The 18,097-nt window shown below is 51.8% G+C and carries 16 protein-coding genes; 3 read left to right on the top strand and 13 right to left on the bottom strand.

Annotation, left to right across the window (positions count from 1 at the left end):
• Position 1 precedes the first annotated feature (1 nt).
• The 9 genes from pabC to yceD all read right to left on the bottom strand — a co-directional run bounded on the left by pabC (position 2) and on the right by yceD (position 7,299).
• A complete protein-coding gene (gene pabC / locus NNO08_RS12010; RefSeq protein ID WP_271456771.1) occupies positions 2-811 on the bottom strand; it encodes an aminodeoxychorismate lyase in 810 nt (269 codons plus the stop codon).
• Between the two features lie 130 nt (positions 812-941).
• On the bottom strand, positions 942-2,183 hold the full coding sequence (gene fabF, locus NNO08_RS12005) for a beta-ketoacyl-ACP synthase II (RefSeq protein WP_005129014.1): 1,242 nt from the start codon (positions 2,181-2,183) through the stop codon (positions 942-944).
• Between the two features lie 86 nt (positions 2,184-2,269).
• The gene (gene acpP, locus NNO08_RS12000) at positions 2,270-2,506 is read right to left on the bottom strand and encodes an acyl carrier protein (RefSeq protein WP_000103754.1); all 237 of its coding nucleotides are present in this window, start codon (positions 2,504-2,506) and stop codon (positions 2,270-2,272) included.
• Between the two features lie 155 nt (positions 2,507-2,661).
• A complete protein-coding gene (gene fabG, locus NNO08_RS11995; RefSeq protein ID WP_003036255.1) occupies positions 2,662-3,396 on the bottom strand; it encodes a 3-oxoacyl-ACP reductase FabG in 735 nt (244 codons plus the stop codon).
• 12 nt (positions 3,397-3,408) lie between these two features.
• A complete protein-coding gene (fabD, locus tag NNO08_RS11990; protein ID WP_271441741.1) occupies positions 3,409-4,338 on the bottom strand; it encodes an ACP S-malonyltransferase in 930 nt (309 codons plus the stop codon).
• Between the two features lie 15 nt (positions 4,339-4,353).
• The gene (gene fabH, locus NNO08_RS11985; protein WP_271441740.1) at positions 4,354-5,307 is read right to left on the bottom strand and encodes a beta-ketoacyl-ACP synthase III; all 954 of its coding nucleotides are present in this window, start codon (positions 5,305-5,307) and stop codon (positions 4,354-4,356) included.
• Positions 5,308-5,385: 78 nt separating this feature from the next.
• A complete protein-coding gene (gene plsX, locus NNO08_RS11980; protein ID WP_271441739.1) occupies positions 5,386-6,465 on the bottom strand; it encodes a phosphate acyltransferase PlsX in 1,080 nt (359 codons plus the stop codon).
• A gap of 122 nt (positions 6,466-6,587) precedes the next feature.
• Positions 6,588-6,761: a 50S ribosomal protein L32 gene (gene rpmF / locus NNO08_RS11975; RefSeq protein WP_003036242.1), complete on the bottom strand. Its 174-nt coding sequence runs from the start codon at positions 6,759-6,761 to the stop codon at positions 6,588-6,590.
• Between the two features lie 16 nt (positions 6,762-6,777).
• Entirely contained in the window at positions 6,778-7,299 is a 522-nt protein-coding gene (gene yceD, locus NNO08_RS11970; RefSeq protein WP_003036239.1) for a 23S rRNA accumulation protein YceD, read from the bottom strand.
• Between the two features lie 197 nt (positions 7,300-7,496).
• On the opposite strand from yceD, the gene NNO08_RS11965 reads away from it, so the two are divergent.
• Complete coding sequence (locus tag NNO08_RS11965; RefSeq protein ID WP_271441738.1) at positions 7,497-8,081, top strand: Maf family protein; 585 nt, start codon at positions 7,497-7,499, stop codon at positions 8,079-8,081.
• An 82-nt stretch (positions 8,082-8,163) separates the two neighbouring features.
• Here NNO08_RS11965 and rluC read toward each other — a convergent pair whose 3' ends face one another.
• Positions 8,164-9,117: a 23S rRNA pseudouridine(955/2504/2580) synthase RluC gene (gene rluC / locus NNO08_RS11960; protein WP_271441737.1), complete on the bottom strand. Its 954-nt coding sequence runs from the start codon at positions 9,115-9,117 to the stop codon at positions 8,164-8,166.
• A 698-nt stretch (positions 9,118-9,815) separates the two neighbouring features.
• Here rluC and rne point away from each other — a divergent pair.
• Positions 9,816-13,058, top strand: a complete 3,243-nt coding sequence (rne, locus tag NNO08_RS11955; RefSeq protein ID WP_271456770.1) for a ribonuclease E — start codon at positions 9,816-9,818, stop codon at positions 13,056-13,058.
• Positions 13,059-13,099: 41 nt separating this feature from the next.
• On the opposite strand, the gene NNO08_RS11950 is transcribed toward rne, so the two are convergent.
• A complete protein-coding gene (locus tag NNO08_RS11950) occupies positions 13,100-14,035 on the bottom strand; it encodes a LysR family transcriptional regulator (RefSeq protein ID WP_271441735.1) in 936 nt (311 codons plus the stop codon).
• 111 nt (positions 14,036-14,146) lie between these two features.
• On the opposite strand from NNO08_RS11950, the gene NNO08_RS11945 reads away from it, so the two are divergent.
• Entirely contained in the window at positions 14,147-15,346 is a 1,200-nt protein-coding gene (locus NNO08_RS11945) for an MFS transporter (protein ID WP_271456769.1), read from the top strand.
• A gap of 78 nt (positions 15,347-15,424) precedes the next feature.
• On the opposite strand, the gene flgL is transcribed toward NNO08_RS11945, so the two are convergent.
• A complete protein-coding gene (flgL, locus tag NNO08_RS11940; RefSeq protein ID WP_271441733.1) occupies positions 15,425-16,378 on the bottom strand; it encodes a flagellar hook-associated protein FlgL in 954 nt (317 codons plus the stop codon).
• Between the two features lie 14 nt (positions 16,379-16,392).
• Complete coding sequence (gene flgK / locus NNO08_RS11935; RefSeq protein ID WP_271450137.1) at positions 16,393-18,051, bottom strand: flagellar hook-associated protein FlgK; 1,659 nt, start codon at positions 18,049-18,051, stop codon at positions 16,393-16,395.
• Between the last annotated feature and the right edge of the window lie 46 nt (positions 18,052-18,097).

Raw genomic sequence — 18,097 nt, 5'->3', positions numbered from 1 at the left:
ACTAATTTGGGTGCTCACAAAGTGGGGCTAAAAAATTGAATAACAAACGTGAAGACAACGGCCTGTCATCACAGGTACGCACGGGGAGAACAGGCATTAATGCATTGCAGACGACGATTTCTTCAGCCTGCATAACCTCCTCCAACCCGGCATACACTTCGACAACCCTGAAAGGCGATTGTGCCAGCATACGTATACAGAATTGTCGCATAATGCCATTCACACCAGCCTGATCCAGCCGCGGCGTATAAACCACGTCGTCTTTTCGCCAGAACAAATTAGCCGCACAGCATTCCGTAACCCATCCCTCGCTGTCAAGCACCAGCGCTTCATCGGCATCCGTCTGTTCAAGATGAGAGCGGATCAGCACCTGCTCCAGCCGATTCAGATGTTTAAGCCCGGCAAGCATCGGATTGCGTCCCAGACGAACAGGACTTAACGCCAGCACGATGCCTTGCTTTCGCCAGCTATCATAATGTGCAGGGTAAACAGAAACGGAGAGGATACGAGTCGGCTCAAGACAGCTTGCCCCACTGTAACCACGACCGCCACTGCCACGACTGATAATCACTTTCAGTACGCCACGTGCATGGCCTGCAGCCAGTTTTTCCATTTCAGCTTGCAGTTCTGACCACTTATCGAAGGGGATAAACAATGCTTGGCATGCGTCCTGTAAACGCTGGAGATGCGCTGCAAAAAAACAAATTTTGCCGTCGGTAATATGCGCAGTGGTAAAGCATCCATCACCAAACTGCGTCGCCCGATCGCTGGCAGCCAGCATTTCCTGCTCACGGCCATTAATTAAGAACATAGTGGCTCCTTATTCGTGGTCCGCTAGTTTGGCAGGATGAGTCACCCAGGACAAGGACTGAAAATTGAATAAAAAAAGGCCCGACAAGCGGGCCTTTTCTCTTAGAGCCTGGTAGGTCACCTTCGGGTACTTAGATCTTTTTGAAGATCACTGAACCGTTGGTACCACCGAAGCCGAAGGAGTTGCACAGTGCATATTCCATACCGCTAACCTGACGCGCCTCGTGCGGAACGAAGTCCAGGTCACAACCTTCATCCGGGTTATCCAGGTTGATGGTTGGCGGAACTGCCTGATCGCGCAGCGCCAGAATAGAGAAAATAGACTCTACCGCGCCCGCAGCACCCAACAGGTGTCCGGTCATGGATTTGGTTGAACTGACCATCACGCTACGTGCAGCATCACCAAACACCGATTTCACGGCCTGGGTTTCTGCTTTATCACCTGCTGGTGTGGACGTACCATGCGCATTGACATAGCCAATACGTCCAGGTTCAATCGCCGCATCGCGCAGTGCATTGACCATCGCCAGTGCAGCACCTGCACCGTTTTCCGGAGGTGATGTCATATGGTAAGCATCGCTGCTCATACCAAAGCCAACCACTTCAGCATAGATTTTTGCGCCACGTGCTTTCGCATGCTCGTACTCTTCCAGTACCACCATACCTGCGCCGTCGCCCAGCACAAAACCGTCACGCTCTTTGTCCCACGGACGGCTTGCCGCTTGCGGGTTATCGTTACGCGTAGACAGCGCACGTGCTGCGCCAAAGCCACCCACACCCAGCGGCGTACTGGCTTTTTCTGCTCCACCCGCAACCATCGCGTCTGCATCGCCGTATGCAATGATACGCGCGGCATGACCGATGTTGTGCACGCCTGAAGTACAGGCCGTGGCGATGGAGATGCTTGGCCCTTGCAGGCCGTACATGATGGTCAGATGACCCGCCACCATGTTAACAATCGTCGACGGAACGAAGAACGGGCTGATCTTACGCGGTCCACCATTTACCAGAGAGGTATGGTTTTCTTCGATAAGACCGAGACCGCCAATACCGGAGCCGATAGCGGCGCCAACACGGTGAGCGTTCTCTTCCGTAATTTCGAGGCCAGAATCCTGCATGGCCTGAACGCCAGCGACAATTCCATATTGAATGAAGGCATCCATCTTGCGCTGTTCTTTGCGCGAGATAATGTCGTCACAGTTAAAATCCTTTACTAAGCCAGCAAATTTCGTTGCATAGGCGCTAGTATCGAAATGGTCGATCAGGCTGATGCCACTCTGACCGGCAAGGAGAGCTTTCCAGGTAGACTCTACGGTATTGCCGACAGGAGACAACATGCCCAGTCCGGTCACAACTACACGACGCTTAGACACGGTTGTCCTCCAGGGAGGGAAAAATAATTCAAGTGGGAAAAAAAGATAAAACTCAGGCGGTCGAATGACCGCCTGGAGATGTTCACTTACGCCTGGTGGCCGTTGATGTAATCAATGGCAGCCTGAACGGTAGTGATTTTCTCAGCTTCTTCGTCCGGAATCTCAGTATCAAACTCTTCTTCCAGAGCCATTACCAGCTCAACGGTGTCAAGAGAATCCGCGCCCAGGTCTTCAACGAAGGAAGCATTGTTGGTAACTTCTTCCTGCTTAACGCCAAGCTGTTCGCCGATAATTTTCTTAACGCGTTCTTCGATAGTGCTCATACTCTTAAATTTCCTATCAAAACTCGCTTTCGCGATGGTTTTCGTAGTGTATAAAATGTTGAAAAATTTGCAACTAAATCCCGGCAGGTCTTACCACGATTTTACGTTATTTTGAGGCCATTCGCCCTAATAACGCAAATATTTTTCAATCGTGGTTAAACCATGTACATCCCGCCGTTGACGTGCAAAGTCTCACCAGTGATGTAACTTGCTTCGTCGGAAGCTAAAAATGCAACCGCGCTGGCGATTTCCTGAGCGCCACCAAGGCGACCCGCAGGAACCTGCGCCAGAATACCCGCACGCTGATCATCAGACAGCGCACGCGTCATGTCCGTTTCAATAAAGCCCGGAGCAACAACGTTTACAGTAATACCACGGGACGCGACTTCACGCGCCAGTGATTTACTGAAGCCAATCAGACCCGCTTTCGCCGCAGCGTAGTTAGCCTGACCCGCATTTCCCATGGTACCAACCACAGAACCGATAGTGATAATACGACCATGACGCTTTTTCATCATAGCTCGCATTACCGCTTTTGACAGACGGAAAACAGATGACAGGTTGGTTTCGATGATATCGTTCCACTCGTCATCTTTCATGCGCATTAACAGGTTATCACGAGTAATCCCGGCATTATTGACCAGGATATCGACTTCACCAAATTCTGCACGAATATTTTCCAGAACAGATTCGATAGATGCAGGATCGGTCACATTCAACATCAGACCTTTACCATTTGCACCTAAGTAATCGCTAATGGCCTGCGCGCCGCTTTCGCTTGTTGCAGTACCGATCACTTTCGCGCCACGGGCAACGAGTGTCTCAGCAATTGCGCGGCCAATGCCACGGCTTGCACCGGTAACCAGCGCGATTTTTCCTTCAAAACTCATGGTTTTCCTCTTTTATTGCTCTAGCGCCGCAGACAACGCCGCCGGCTCATTCAGTGCCGAAGCAGTCAGGGTGTCAACAATACGTTTCGTCAAACCGGTGAGGACTTTACCCGGACCGACTTCATACAGGTGCTCTACGCCCTGAGATGCCATAAATTCAACGGTCTTAGTCCACTGAACCGGGCTGTAAAGCTGACGAACCAGCGCATCGCGAATAGCATCGGCGGTGGTTTCGCACTTCACATCAACGTTGTTCACAACGGAAACAGTTGGCGTGTTAAAGGTAATTTTCTGCAGTTCAATAGCCAGTTTCTCGGCTGCAGGCTTCATTAGCGCGCAGTGAGATGGAACACTCACTGGCAGCGGTAACGCACGCTTAGCACCAGCAGCTTTACAGGCCACGCCTGCACGCTCTACAGCTTCTTTGTGCCCGGCGATAACTACCTGACCCGGTGAGTTAAAGTTTACCGGTGAAACCACCTGACCTTCAGCAGACTCTTCGCAAGCTTTCGCGATAGCGGCATCATCCAGACCGATGATAGCAGACATGCCACCTGTGCCTTCCGGAACAGCTTCCTGCATAAATTTGCCGCGCAGTTCAACCAGGCGCACGGCATCAGCAAAATTGATAACACCTGCACACACCAGCGCAGAGTATTCACCCAGACTGTGACCCGCCATCAGCGCAGGCGTTTTACCACCCTGCTGCTGCCATACGCGATACAACGCGACAGATGCCGTCAACAGTGCTGGCTGCGTCTGCCAGGTTTTATTCAGTTCTTCTGCCGGACCTTGTTGAGTCAGAGCCCAAAGATCATAGCCCAGCGCCGCTGAAGCTTCAGCAAAAGTTTCTTCAACAATTGGGTAGCTTGCTGCCATATCCGACAACATTCCAACGGTTTGAGAACCCTGACCTGGGAACACAAATGCAAATTGCGTCATGTTAAAATCCTTATACTAGAAACGAACCAGCGCGGAGCCCCAGGTGAATCCACCTCCGAAGGCTTCAAGCAATACCAACTGCCCTGCTTTAATTCGCCCGTCGCGGACGGCTTCGTCCAACGCGCACGGTACGGAAGCAGCTGACGTATTGCCGTGTCTGTCCAGCGTGACGACGACATTATCCATCGACATACCCAGCTTTTTCGCTGTCGCGCTGATAATGCGAAGGTTTGCCTGATGTGGCACCAGCCAGTCCAGCGCAGAACGGTCGAGATTATTTGCTTCCAGCGTTTCATCAACGATATGAGCAAGTTCGGTAACCGCAACTTTAAATACTTCGTTACCCGCCATCGTCAGGTGAATCGGGTTTTCCGGATTCACGCGATCGGCATTTGGCAGCGTCAGCAGTTCGCCATAGCTACCATCAGCATGCAGATGGGTGGAGATAATACCCGGCTCTTCTGATGCACTCAGTACAACCGCACCGGCGCCATCACCAAAAATAATGATCGTCCCGCGATCGGTTGGATCACACGTGCGCGCCAGCACATCCGATCCGACAACCAGCGCATGTTTGACCGCGCCAGATTTTACATACTGGTCGGCAACGCTAAGTGCATAGGTAAAACCAGCACAGGCTGCTGCAACATCAAACGCTGGACAGCCTTTGATCCCCAGCATACTTTGGATCTGGCACGCCGCGCTTGGAAATGCGTGGGTTGATGACGTGGTAGCAACCACAATCAGACCAATTTGCTCTTTGTCGATGCCGGCCATTTCAAGTGCACGGTTAGCGGCAGCAAAGCCCATCGTCGCAACTGTTTCATTTGGCCCAGCAATATGGCGCTCGCGGATACCTGTACGAGTGACGATCCACTCATCAGACGTCTCGACCATTTTTTCCAAATCGGCGTTAGTACGCACTTGTTCAGGCAGATAGCTGCCAGTACCAATAATCTTCGTATACATGTACGCTCAGTCACTTTTTGGTTATATACCGCCACGAGCAAATCACTGGTACGTTGACAGCACCCTCAGCCGGCACTGTTACCTGTGCACTCGTGAGTTGATACTTTCGCCACCGTCCAGCAGTTCGAATCCAGCTGGGTATACAGATTCCAGGCGAGCGGCAATTCGCTGAGGAACTTGTCGCTGCACCGCCTGCACTGCCTGTTCAATCGCGACTTCAAATGCTCGCTGATTGGCAGCACCATGACTCTTAATCACCGTGCCGCGCAATCCTAACAGACAGGCGCCATTATACTGGTCGGGGTTGAGGTGACTAAATCGCCTTGTCAGGCTTTTTTGTAACCAACGTTTTAATAACAGCAGCCACCACGACCGTTTTTTGCCCTCACCCTGAGATTTCAGCAGTGAAAGGAACATTCTGACAACACCTTCCATCGTCTTTAATGTGACATTACCTGTAAAGCCGTCGCAGACCAACACATCAGTTTTGCCAGTCAGCAACTCATTGGCTTCAAGATAGCCGATATAATTAATGGAAGGGATTGTTTTTAGCACAGCAGAAGCATCCCGAATACTGTCGAGACCCTTAGTTTCTTCTTCACCGATATTGAGTAACGCAACGCGAGGATTGGCAATCCCAACCACCTCTTCTGCCAACACGGAACCCATGACGGCAAATTGCACCAACATCGTACTGTCGCAATCCACGTTGGCACCCAAGTCCAGTACCACCGTTTTGCCCTTTTGCTGATGCGGTAAAACCGTGACCAGCGCAGGACGCTCAATACCCTCAAGGGGTTTGAGCAAGAGTTTCGCAAGCCCCATTAGTGCGCCCGTATTACCAGCGCTGACACAGGCTTGCGCTCGACCTTCTTTCACGAGCTCCAGGGCGACACGCATTGAGCTTCCACGACTGGCGCGGATTGCTTGCGAGGGCCGGGCATCACTGGCAATAACTGACTGAGCAGGGATAATCTGCAGACGTGAACGTTGTTCGAAGTCAGCTTTGGCAAGTAATGGCGTGATTGTATCGGGATCCCCGACTAAAAGAAGAGTGAGTTGCGAATTAGAATTCAGTGCCTGCAATGCTGCAGGCACTGTCACGGTAGGGCCAAAATCTCCCCCCATGACATCTAACGCCAGGGTTAGACGTGTCAAGGTATCGTCGCTGCCCGGTTAGGTATTTCCCCAGTTACCCGGGGAAAGCCTCACTAAGCTTCATCACGCGTGTGCTCTCTGTCTTTCTCACCGAAGTGGGAAATCCATTGAGCCATGCGTGATTACTTAGCGATTACCTTACGGCCACGGTAGAAACCGTCGGCAGTGATGTGGTGACGCAGGTGTTGTTCACCAGAAGTTTTGTCTACAGACAGGCTGGTGACTGCGGTCAGAGCGTCATGAGAACGACGCATGCCACGTTTGGAACGGGTTGGTTTATTCTGTTGTACGGCCATGGACCTTACTCCTCAATTACTTACGCTTTAAGCTGGCTAATACGGCAAATGGGTTTGGTTTTTGCGCTTCATCAGGCAATTCGCCAAAGACCATGTCCGCCTCGGACACTTCACAGTGTTCAGAATCATGCACCGGAACTACCGGCAAGGAGAGGATAATCTCATCTTCAACCATTGCAAGCAGATCGATTTCACCGAATTCGTTTACCTCAATCGGCTCATACGCTTCCGGGAGTGCTTCAGCCTGCTCGTCAGAACGGACAGGACTAAAACAATATGTTGTGTGAACATGAAGTGGGAACGGTTTCCCGCAACGCTGACACTCGAGCGTGACCGAAACCTTCGCATCACCGGTTATAACGGCAAGGCGCTGGTTATCGATAGCGAACGACATGGAGCATTCCACATCACTGTCCACACTGACTACAGAATCGGCGACGCGCTCAACCAGATCAGAAGTATAGATACCTTCATAATCGAGGCGTTTTTGAGCCGTACGAACCGGATCAAGAGTCAGGGGTAATTTTACCTTTTGCATAGGGCGCGCATATTAACTTTGTAACGTCATATAGTCAAAGAAAAAGGCAGCCTGTGGTTGCCTTTTGCCAATAATTCGCACACATTGCGGGTCATCGACTTAAAATCGATCACGACAAGCCATCGCAGCCAGCTTGAAGGACGAAGTCCATAGTTTAAAATGGCTCTCATCATTACGCTATATGCGGGGGAAAAAATATGCCTCAACTTATTCTTGCGTCCACCTCTCCCTGGCGTCGCGCTTTGCTCGAAAAATTGGCCATCCCGTTTGAATGCGCAGCCCCAGAGGTTGATGAAACCCCCTTACCTGGCGAAACACCTCGGCATTTAGTGTTACGCCTGGCACAGGAAAAAGCGCAATCCCTTGCCCATCGGTTTCCATCACATTTGATAATTGGGTCTGATCAAATTTGTGTTCTTGATGGCGAAATAACCGGTAAGCCATTAACAGAAGAAAATGCCAGACGACAATTAACCAAAGCCAGTGGAAATATTGTCACTTTTTACACAGGACTGGCGCTTTATAATTCAGCTAACGGTCATCTACAAACCGAAGTTGAACCGTTCGACGTCCATTTCCGCCATTTAAGTGAAATGGAAATTGAAGATTACGTGCGTAAAGAACGCCCGTTACATTGCGCAGGTAGCTTTAAAAGTGAAGGATTAGGTATAGCGCTCTTTGAGCGTCTGGAGGGCCGCGACCCTAACACACTGATTGGCTTGCCGCTGATCGCGTTGTGTCAGATGCTGCGCCGGGAAGACATGAACCCGTTAAAAGCCTAGTTAATCTGCCTGATGGCGACGCGGTGCGTCTTATCAGGCCTACGGCGCATTGCGCGATTGTAGGCCTGATAAGCAACGCGTATCAGGCTTTACTGCGCAATACCTCAAGACAGCGTTTCAGCTGATTATCCATCGGCGCTTCAATACGCATAATCTCGCCCGTACCGGGATGAGTAAACTTCAACGCAGCAGCATGCAGGAACAGCCGGTTCAACCCCGTACCCGCCAGTTGCTTATCAAACTCACGGTCACCATAGCGGTCATCAAAAGCAATCGGATGCCCGGCAAATTGCGTATGAACACGGATCTGGTGAGTACGACCGGTTACCGGGCTACAGCGTACCAGCGTGGCAAACGCATAGCGTTCTTCCACTTTAAAACGGGTTTCCGACGGTTTCCCTTCCTGATTCACCCGCACGATACGCTCACCGCTTTGCAGAATGTTCTTTAACAAAGGTGCCTGCACAGTTTTGACATGCGATTGCCACTGACCCCTCACCAGCGCCAGGTAGTCTTTTTGCATCCCTTTTTCACGCAATTGTTCATGCAGTGAACGCAGCGCCGAGCGCTTTTTGGCGACCAGCAACACACCGGAGGTATCACGGTCCAGACGATGCACCAGTTCAAGGAAACGCGCTTCCGGACGTAAGGCGCGTAAACCTTCGATCACCCCAAAGCTTAATCCGCTGCCACCATGAACGGCAGTGCCAGAAGGTTTGTTAAGCACCAGAATATGGTCATCTTCATACAAAATGACATCAGTCAGCGCAGCGACCTTCTGCAAATTCGGAGAAATCGCTTCTTCTTCACGCTCAGCGACACGCACAGGTGGAATACGCACAATATCCCCGTCTTCAAGTTTGTACTCGGGTTTGATGCGTTTTTTATTCACCCGCACTTCGCCTTTACGCAAAATGCGATAAATCATACTTTTCGGCACGCCTTTGAGCTGGGTGCGCAAAAAGTTGTCGATGCGTTGCCCTGCTTCATCGGCAGTAATGGCAACTATTTTTACGGCTGGAGTCTCTGTTTTCATGGGGGCCGATTTTAAATAGCCATCAAGATTCGCGCCACACATTTTTCTATGCTTATATTAACTGCTATACCCTATTACTTAAGTTTGACATAACCGATTTGGTGGTTATTAAAGCAATCACCAGGCGGAAGTGTAAAAACTGTGAGTAACCGGGTGATAAATGGCAAAAGTCATCTTGCTATAACAAGGTTAGCAGTGGAATAATGAGCTTGTTTCCGTGTTGAATCTTGTTAAAACAAGAACTTTTCCGGAATGACCCAATTTTGCCCGACCGATCATCAACGCAGCAATGGCGTAAGACGTATTGATCTTTCAGGCAGTTAGCGGGCTGCGGGTTGCAGTCCTTACCGGTAAGTGCTCTATGGATTTCGCGTTGTAGGAAGGCGGCAAGTCTGGAATTCCCAGCAGCTTACTCCCGTAAGTAGCTGGGGTTAGAAGATGAAGCCAACGCACCAACAGCGTGAAAGACGACAAGCACAATGGAAGCTTCTCTGGAGAGTAATACCCAGACTGTTCCCCTGATAATTGCGCTGTGTTTCCGTATGAAATACAGGCAACCGACACTCTGCGCCTCTTTGAGCTGACGATAACCGTGAGGTTGGCGACGCGAATAGACACGAGGCCATCGGTTCACACCCGGAAAGGCATTTCTCTGCCCGCAGCTTAGTCGTCAATGTAAGAATAATGAGTAAGTTACGATGAAAAGAATGTTAATTAACGCGACTCAGCAGGAAGAGTTGCGTGTCGCCCTTGTAGATGGGCAACGTCTGTACGATCTGGATATCGAAAGTCCTGGACACGAGCAGAAAAAAGCCAACATCTATAAAGGTAAAATTACCCGTATTGAACCGAGTCTGGAAGCTGCTTTCGTTGATTACGGCGCTGAACGTCACGGTTTCCTCCCGTTAAAAGAAATTGCCCGCGAATATTTTCCTGCAAACTACAGTTCCCATGGCCGTCCCAACATTAAAGATGTGTTGCGTGAAGGTCAGGAAGTTATCGTTCAGATAGATAAAGAAGAGCGCGGAAATAAAGGCGCTGCACTGACAACCTTTATCAGTCTGGCAGGCAGCTATCTCGTTTTGATGCCAAACAACCCGCGTGCGGGCGGCATCTCTCGTCGCATTGAAGGCGACGACCGTACCGAATTAAAAGAAGCGCTGGCAAGCCTTGAACTGCCTGATGGCATGGGGCTTATCGTACGTACCGCGGGTGTTGGCAAATCCGCCGAAGCACTACAGTGGGACCTGAGCTTCCGTCTGAAACACTGGGAAGCCATTCAAAAAGCGGCTGAAAGCCGCCCTGCTCCGTTCCTGATCCACCAGGAAAGCAACGTCATCGTTCGTGCTTTCCGTGACTATTTACGTCAGGATATTGGTGAAATCCTTATCGATAACCCGAAAGTGATGGAGATGGCGCGTCAGCACATCGCCGCGCTGGGCCGTCCTGATTTCAGCAGCAAAATCAAACTGTACACTGGCGAAATCCCGCTGTTCAGCCACTATCAAATTGAATCTCAGATTGAGTCTGCCTTCCAGCGCGAAGTGCGTCTGCCGTCCGGCGGCTCTATCGTCATCGACAGCACTGAAGCGCTTACCGCTATCGATATCAACTCCGCACGCGCAACCCGTGGCGGCGATATTGAAGAAACGGCGTTTAACACCAACCTTGAAGCCGCCGATGAAATTGCTCGTCAGCTGCGTCTGCGCGACCTCGGCGGCCTGATCGTCATCGACTTTATCGATATGACCCCGGTTCGCCACCAGCGTGCGGTAGAAAACCGTCTGCGTGAAGCCGTTCGCCAGGACAGAGCGCGTATTCAGATCAGCCATATTTCTCGCTTCGGTCTGCTGGAAATGTCCCGTCAGCGTCTGAGCCCGTCCCTGGGTGAATCCAGTCACCACGTCTGCCCGCGTTGCTCCGGCACCGGTACCGTGCGTGACAACGAATCGCTGTCGCTCTCCATTCTGCGTCTGATCGAAGAAGAAGCGCTGAAAGAGAATACCCAGGAAGTTCACGCGATCGTCCCGGTACCCATTGCGTCTTATCTGCTCAACGAAAAACGTACTGCAGTCAATGCCATTGAGACACGTCAGAATGGTGTGCGCTGTGTGATCGTGCCAAACGATCAGATGGAAACGCCGCACTATTCCGTACTGCGTGTACGCAAAGGGGAAGAGACGCCAACCCTGAGCTATCTGCTGCCGAAACTGCACGAAGAAGCGATGGCATTACCGACGGAAGAAGAATACGTCGAGCGTAAGCAACCTGAGCAACCGGCACTTGCAACGTTCGCGATGCCTGATGTTCCGCCTGCCCCGGCGCTACAAGAACCTGTTGCTAAACCTTCCGTTGCGCCAAAAGTTGCCGCAACAACTGCCGCAACAGCCGCACAGCCTGGTTTGATTAGCCGTTTCTTCGGCGCGCTGAAGTCTATCTTTAGTGGCAGCGAAGAAGTGAAACCAGTGGAACAACCTGCACCGAAAGCCGAAGAAAAGACTGAACGCCAGCAGGATCGTCGTAAGCCGCGCCAAAACAATCGTCGCGACCGCAACGAACGCCGTGATAACCGCGACAACCGTGGCGATCGTGACAACCGCAACGAACGTTCTGAAAATGGCGAAAACCGCGATGAAAATCGTCGTAACCGTCGTCAGGCGCAACAGCAGAATGCTGAAACTCGTGACAACCGCCAGCAATCCAGCGATGTTGCAGATAAAGCGAAATCCGGCGACGAGCAGCAGGCTCCACGTCGCGAGCGCAACCGCCGTCGCAACGATGATAAGCGTCAGGCGCAGCAGGAAGTTAAAGAGCTGAACCTGGCTGAACAGCCTGCACAGGATTCCGAGCAGGAAGAACGCGTGCGTCAGCCGCAGACTCGTCGTAAACAGCGTCAGTTGAATCAGAAAGTTCGATTCACCGACAGTGCGCCGGTTGAAGCCGAAGTGGCCACTGCAGCTATTGTTGCTGAAACCGCCGTTGCTCAACCTGTTGAACAGCCCGCTCCGGTTCAACGTACCGAACTGGCTAAAGTCGATTTACCAGCAGTCGTTGCACCAGAGCAAGAAGACAACAACGAAGCACGAGATAACAACGGTATGCCTCGTCGCTCGCGTCGTTCTCCTCGCCATCTGCGTGTAAGCGGGCAGCGTCGTCGTCGCTATCGTGACGAACGTTATCCGGTTCAGTCGCCGATGCCGTTAACGGTCGCCTGTGCTTCTCCTGAATTAGCATCCGGCAAAGTCTGGATTAGCTACCCTGTTGCCCGTACTCAGGACATGCAGGTTGAAGAACAGCGCGAACAGAAACTGGAGCTGGAACAAAACGCATCTGTGGCAGTAGAGCCTCAAGTCGCTGCTGCTGTCGTTGAGCACATTGCGGATGTCCCTGTACAGGCAGACGTCGCGCAACCTGATGTTAGCGTAGCGGAAACGCAGACTATTGTGGCTGAAACAGCACATCCGAAAGTGATTGCCGCTCCGGTTGCTGAACAACCGCAGATTATCGCCGTCGCTGATGCACCTGTTGCCGAAGAGATTGCCGCACAAGCTGAGCCTGTTGCTGAAGTTGCACAAAAAGCAGTAGCCGAAGAGCCTGTTGAAACCGTGGCTTCCCAGCCAGAAGTGGTTGAAGAGGTTATCGAGGTTGCGCCAGTTGTTGAGACGGCCCCCATTGTTGAAGCACCGAAAGATGTGATGAGTGCCGTAGCGCCAGCCACAGTGGCCGAAGTTGCGACAGCCAGTGTGGACGCAGAACTGATTCACAGCCATGCGACCGCACCGATGACTCGTGCACCAGCACCGGAATATGTACCAGAAGCGCCGCGTCATAGCGACTGGCAGCGTCCTGCTTTTGCCTTTGAGGGTAAAGGTGCGGCAGGCGGACACAGTGCCAGCCATCAGGCAACCGCGCCAGCAACACGCCCGCAGCCTGTTGAGTAAATCATAAGCAATGAAAAAGCCGACCTCTGGGTCGGCTTTTTTTATACGTCGTGAACGCCCCTCATCCCCGTTACCTGTGGCATAACCTCTTTCATTAATGCCAGAAATTTGCGCAAGCGGGTTGGGTAATAACGAGCCCAGGGATAAACCAAATGCACAGGCAATGACGCCGCATGCCAGTCAGGTAATAGCGTAATCAATCTTCCACAGGCGATATCGTCTTCAACCATCCAGCTTGAGACAAGGGTAATCCCCAGCCCCGCAAGTGCAGCATTTCTGGCGACGTAAATACTGTCGGTACTTAATCTGGGAGAAATATTCAGCGTGATAGCTTCTTTACGCCTGTGGTGAAGTAACGACACGTTGTGCTGATAAAATGTATTTACCGCGATCCAGGGCAGCGCCGATAACTGTTCAGGGTGAGTCAAAATCCCAAATTGCGCGAGAAGCTCGGGACTTGCCACCATACTTCGCGGGACTTCAGCTAACAATACCGAAACCGTTGCCGGATCGACCTCAGCCCCAACCCGGATAGCGCAGTCGATATTGTCGCTGAGAAAATCAACGGTCTTATCATTCAGCATCCACTCAACGGATAACTGTGGATAGCGGGAAAGGAATTGCAGAAGCGGTTCAAGGAGTTGCTGTTGGCCGAACGCATGCGGTGCCCGAACCCGCAACGTCCCCACTGGCTCATCCTCCGTGACGTTCAACCCGTCCTCCAGCGCCAGCCAGGCATCGATAATGTGTTTGGCGTGCTGATACCCCCGTTCACCATCATCAGTCAGTTTCATTGCATGGGTGGTACGCATAATCAGCTTAACGCCCAACAGCGTCTCAAGGGATTGCAGTCGTCGACTGACGGTTGCCTGAGTGGTGCCCATTTGCTTTGCCGCCGCTGAAAGCGAACCAGCCTCAACGATGCGCACAAACGTGCGCATCAACTCCACCCTATCTATACGTTCAGTTTTTATCATTTAGTCATTATTCATACGTGTAGCGTATAACTGTTTTACCACTGCGCTCGCTACCGTGCCACCGGTTGAAGGATAAAAATAGCCGCACATCCCGTGATTGAGGAATCATTTGTGAACACACACACCGCACTTTCCCGTTGGGTTATTTTTGTTCTGGCACTGGGCGCTGGGTTCAGCGTTGCAGCAATCTATTATGCCCAGCCTCTTTTACCATTAATGGGCCAGGACCTGGCCTTAAGCATCACCGGCATGGGTCTGGTGCCAACGCTCACCCAGGCAGGATACGCGCTGGGCATTTTATTTTTGTTGCCGTTGGGCGACCGTTATGACCGCCGGACATTAATCCTGCTAAAAAGCGTCTCTCTTGCCGCACTGCTGTTGGCCTGCAGTTTTACCGGGCAGCTACATTCGCTACTGCTGGTTAGCTTAATGATGGGAATGGCAGCGACCATGGCTCAGGATATCGTGCCGGCCGCAGCCATCCTGGCACCTGAAGGCAAACAGGGAAAAACGGTGGGTACCGTCATGACAGGTCTTCTGCTGGGGATCTTACTCTCACGGACCATCAGCGGGCTGGTAGGTGAAGCCTATGGCTGGCGGGAAATGTATCAACTTGCCGCCGTCAGTATTGCCGTGATTACCGTGCTGATGTGGAAAATGCTGCCCCGCTTTGCGGTCCATTCCACGCTGAGTTATCCGGCATTAATGCTGTCCATGGCGCAACTGTGGCGACGTTATCCTCCACTGCGCCGGGCGGCGTGGGCACAGGGCTTCCTATCTGTTGCCTTCAGTGCCTTCTGGTCAACACTGGCGGTTATGCTCTCTGAACATTACCACATGGGCAGCGCGATGGCGGGAGCATTTGGTATTGCAGGGGCAGCCGGAGCGCTGGCAGCCCCAATGGCAGGTCATCTGGCAGATAAAGTAGGTGCCGGACGGGTAACACAGTTGGGTGCGCTGTTAGTCACGCTTTCTTTTGCACTTATGTTCTTGCTTCCAGCCCTGCCAGTACAGGGGCAGTGGCTGCTGATTGCCCTGTCGGCGATAGGCTTTGATCTCGGGCTGCAATCCAGCCTGGTCGCCCACCAAAACCTGGTTTACAGCCTGGAGCCTCAGGCAAGAGGTCGTCTGAATGCGTTGCTATTTACCATGGTGTTTATCGGCATGGCGCTGGGTTCCGTACTCGGAAGTCAGGTCTATGCGCTGGCAAACTGGGAAGGCGTGGTGACACTGGCCACTTTCTGCGGTGTTGTTGCACTGGTAATTAGACTGACCGGTAAATTGCCTGTTAGCCAGACAACTGCAGCCTAAAAAAATGCCCGCTCCGGGGTGTATGTGGAGCGGGCAGACAAACATATCCAGTTTCATGATATGTTTCAAAAAGGGTCGTTACCGGTTGAGCTGGAACAGTGACATTCCCTGCATATCGGTAAACGTTTTATACGATGCCTGTAGCGCAGCCTGCTGCATAACATACGAAGAAATCGCCGCATTCCAGTCAACGTCAACCAGATTGCTCATCTGCTGGGTTTGGCCTAATGCGCGATCGGCACCCAGTGAATCAAGCGAGCTTAATTCACTAAGCTGCGTACCTAGTTCTGCACGGACGCTCAAAACATTATTGAGTGAATTCTTTAAACCACGGTTGGTTTTATCAATGGCAGCAGCGGCGGTAGCTTTTGCCACGTCATCACCCTCAATAGGGGTTTTGAGCGCATCAATAGCAGTATCCAGCATTTTAAACAGGTTCTTTTCCTGAGTACCGCCACCCGGTTCCGGCACGGCATTGCTGGTGACGTTGGCAAACACCTTATCCCCAGTATGACCAATAACCATAGTGCGCGAGGCATCGACCTGTTGGGTAACGTTTGTTGTACCGCCACTGTAAGCGCCATCTGCCTGGGCAAACGGTGCCGATTCAGTTTTATATCCACCGAAAATATAGCGACCATTACCGTCGGTACTATTTGCCAGGTTCATCAGCTGATCGCGGATCCCCTGCAGATCGGTGGCCAGCGATGCACGGTCGTCATCGCTTAACGTTCCGTTCCCGGCATAAACAATTTTTTCCTGCGCAGCCTGAATTGCCGTTGTCACCTGGCTCAATACGTTCTCTTCCAGCGAGACTTTTTGCGTTGCAAACGAGCGTGCCAGCGTATATTGCGTGTTCTGCGCCTGAGCCTGCGAAAGGACCACGGCCTGTGATGCGGCAATCGGATCGTCAGACGGGTTGTTCACGCGTTTCCCCGTTGACATCTGCTCGCCAAATTTCATCCATTCAGCCTGAGAGTTGGTGATGCCGCGCATGTTCTGCTGGTACATCATCTGAGTACTGATACGCATTGAGTTCCTCTCCCTTAGCGAATATTCAGCAGTGCATCAAAGAGCGAATTCGCCGTTTGCAGCACCTGAGCGTTGGCCAGGTAATACTGCTGATAACGCTGCAAATTCCCGTACTCTTCGTCGAGGTTAACCCCGGAAATAGACTGTTGCTGATTTGAAAGCTGCGTGACCACGTTGTTTTGCGTAGTGCTGCTGGTTTTTAAGGTCGCCGTTTTGTTGCCGACATCGCTCACCAGCGTAGCGTAAGCATCGTTAAAGGTTTTATTCCCGATGGTTGCCTTGGTTTGCAGATCCAGCAGTTTCTGGCCGTTACGGTTATCGCTTTTTCCTTTATCAACATTGGGATCAGCGTCATTTTTGGACACTTCAGCCATGGCGATTTTCGACTCATCGGTCACCGCCACTTTCATATTAATAATGGCGTCCCCCACGGGTTTCACCGTAAAGCTGTCATTTGGCACCGCACCATTTTTGACGGTGATTTCCAGCCCATCAAACGACATTTTTCCGCCAGTGACTGTCGGCTTAAAGCTGGTATTGTCAGCCAGACGGGTCACCTGCCAGTCAGTACCATCAAACGTAATTTTATAGTCTGTGGCTTGTACCGACGAGCTATCCGTCATTTTTACATCAAGCGCACCGGTCCCTTTATTCTTCGTATTGCTAAGGACTGCCGGGCCACCAATATCGAAAAAGTTTTTGCCCGGGTCGCCGTTGGCATCAAAACCTTCTTTGTGCTGCGTGTTAAACGCATCAGCAAAAGCGAGAGCCAACTGACCAAGGGTATTACGCGTCTGGTCGAGTTCCTGCGAACGGAACGTCAACAGCCCGCCCAGCGAACCGGTCGTGATCAGTTTTTCCGGGATGGCAACTTCTCCGGCCACACCGTCAACATAAGCGACAGTCGTGCGAGAGGGATCATCACTGGAAGGTACAGCGGCCAGTTGGCGAGCATTGCTGCCTTGCACCAGCGAATAGCCATTCGCCATGGTCACGTTATAGGTGCCGCCGTCCTGAATACTGACTTCCACGCCGACAATCTTGTTCAGCTCACTCACCAGTTGATCGCGCTGATCGAGAAGATCGTTCGGTGACGCACCCGCGCCAACGCCCGTCAAACGGGAGATTTGGTCATTAAGGCTGGCAATTTGCTTCGAATAGTTATTGATTTGATCGACGCTGGCTTTAATCGCAATATTGACCTGCTTATCCTGATCGCGCAGATATTGGTCCGTCGTTCTGAACTGATTGACTAAGCCATCAGCTTTACCGATAAGTGCCTGACGTGCCGCCGGATCTTCTGCGTTACTCACCAACGTCTGCAGGCTGGTAAAAAAGCCCTGCATCGACGTTGAGATCGAACTGGTTTTGCTGGCGAGCAGGTTGTCGATTTTTGACATTTGCTCATAACGTGTCGTCAGACCGCTGCTCTGGTTCTGCGCCGCACGTAACTGATTAGTGATAAATGAGTCATACTCACGCTGTACGCCAGAAACATAAACACCATTGCCGACCCAGCCCCCCGCACCCAGCGTGCTGTTCGCTTGCGCCATAATTGTCGTTTGTCGGGTATATCCGGCAACGTTATAGCTGGAGATGTTATTACTGGCAGTGTTCAACGCGGCCTGCGCTGCGCTGAGTCCACTCATCGCGTTATTAATCAAGCTGGACATGGAGGTTCCTTGTAATCCTTCAATACTCGGTATTATCGGCAGCAGG

Origin of the sequence: Citrobacter sp. Igbk 17, from assembly GCF_028069775.1 — a bacterium.
In the GTDB taxonomy this organism is placed as follows: Bacteria; Pseudomonadota; Gammaproteobacteria; order Enterobacterales; family Enterobacteriaceae; genus Citrobacter.
The sequence above is the reverse complement of the archived record's forward strand: the minus strand, read 5'-3'. Positions and strand labels throughout refer to the sequence as shown.

Excerpts from the sequence above, each read along its gene's own strand:
- pabC (WP_271456771.1), bottom strand. The coding sequence starts at position 811 with ATGTTCTTAATTAATGGCCGTGAGCAGGAAATGCTGGCTGCCAGCGAT.
- acpP (WP_000103754.1), bottom strand. The coding sequence starts at position 2,506 with ATGAGCACTATCGAAGAACGCGTTAAGAAAATTATCGGCGAACAGCTT.
- fabG (WP_003036255.1), bottom strand. The coding sequence starts at position 3,396 with ATGAGTTTTGAAGGAAAAATCGCGCTGGTTACCGGTGCAAGCCGTGGC.
- fabD (WP_271441741.1), bottom strand. The coding sequence starts at position 4,338 with ATGACGCAATTTGCATTTGTGTTCCCAGGTCAGGGTTCTCAAACCGTT.
- fabH (WP_271441740.1), bottom strand. The coding sequence starts at position 5,307 with ATGTATACGAAGATTATTGGTACTGGCAGCTATCTGCCTGAACAAGTG.
- rpmF (WP_003036242.1), bottom strand. The coding sequence starts at position 6,761 with ATGGCCGTACAACAGAATAAACCAACCCGTTCCAAACGTGGCATGCGT.
- yceD (WP_003036239.1), bottom strand. The coding sequence starts at position 7,299 with ATGCAAAAGGTAAAATTACCCCTGACTCTTGATCCGGTTCGTACGGCT.
- NNO08_RS11965 (WP_271441738.1), top strand. The coding sequence starts at position 7,497 with ATGCCTCAACTTATTCTTGCGTCCACCTCTCCCTGGCGTCGCGCTTTG.
- rluC (WP_271441737.1), bottom strand. The coding sequence starts at position 9,117 with ATGAAAACAGAGACTCCAGCCGTAAAAATAGTTGCCATTACTGCCGAT.
- rne (WP_271456770.1), top strand. The coding sequence starts at position 9,816 with ATGAAAAGAATGTTAATTAACGCGACTCAGCAGGAAGAGTTGCGTGTC.
- NNO08_RS11950 (WP_271441735.1), bottom strand. The coding sequence starts at position 14,035 with ATGATAAAAACTGAACGTATAGATAGGGTGGAGTTGATGCGCACGTTT.
- flgL (WP_271441733.1), bottom strand. The coding sequence starts at position 16,378 with ATGCGTATCAGTACTCAGATGATGTACCAGCAGAACATGCGCGGCATC.
- flgK (WP_271450137.1), bottom strand. The coding sequence starts at position 18,051 with ATGTCCAGCTTGATTAATAACGCGATGAGTGGACTCAGCGCAGCGCAG.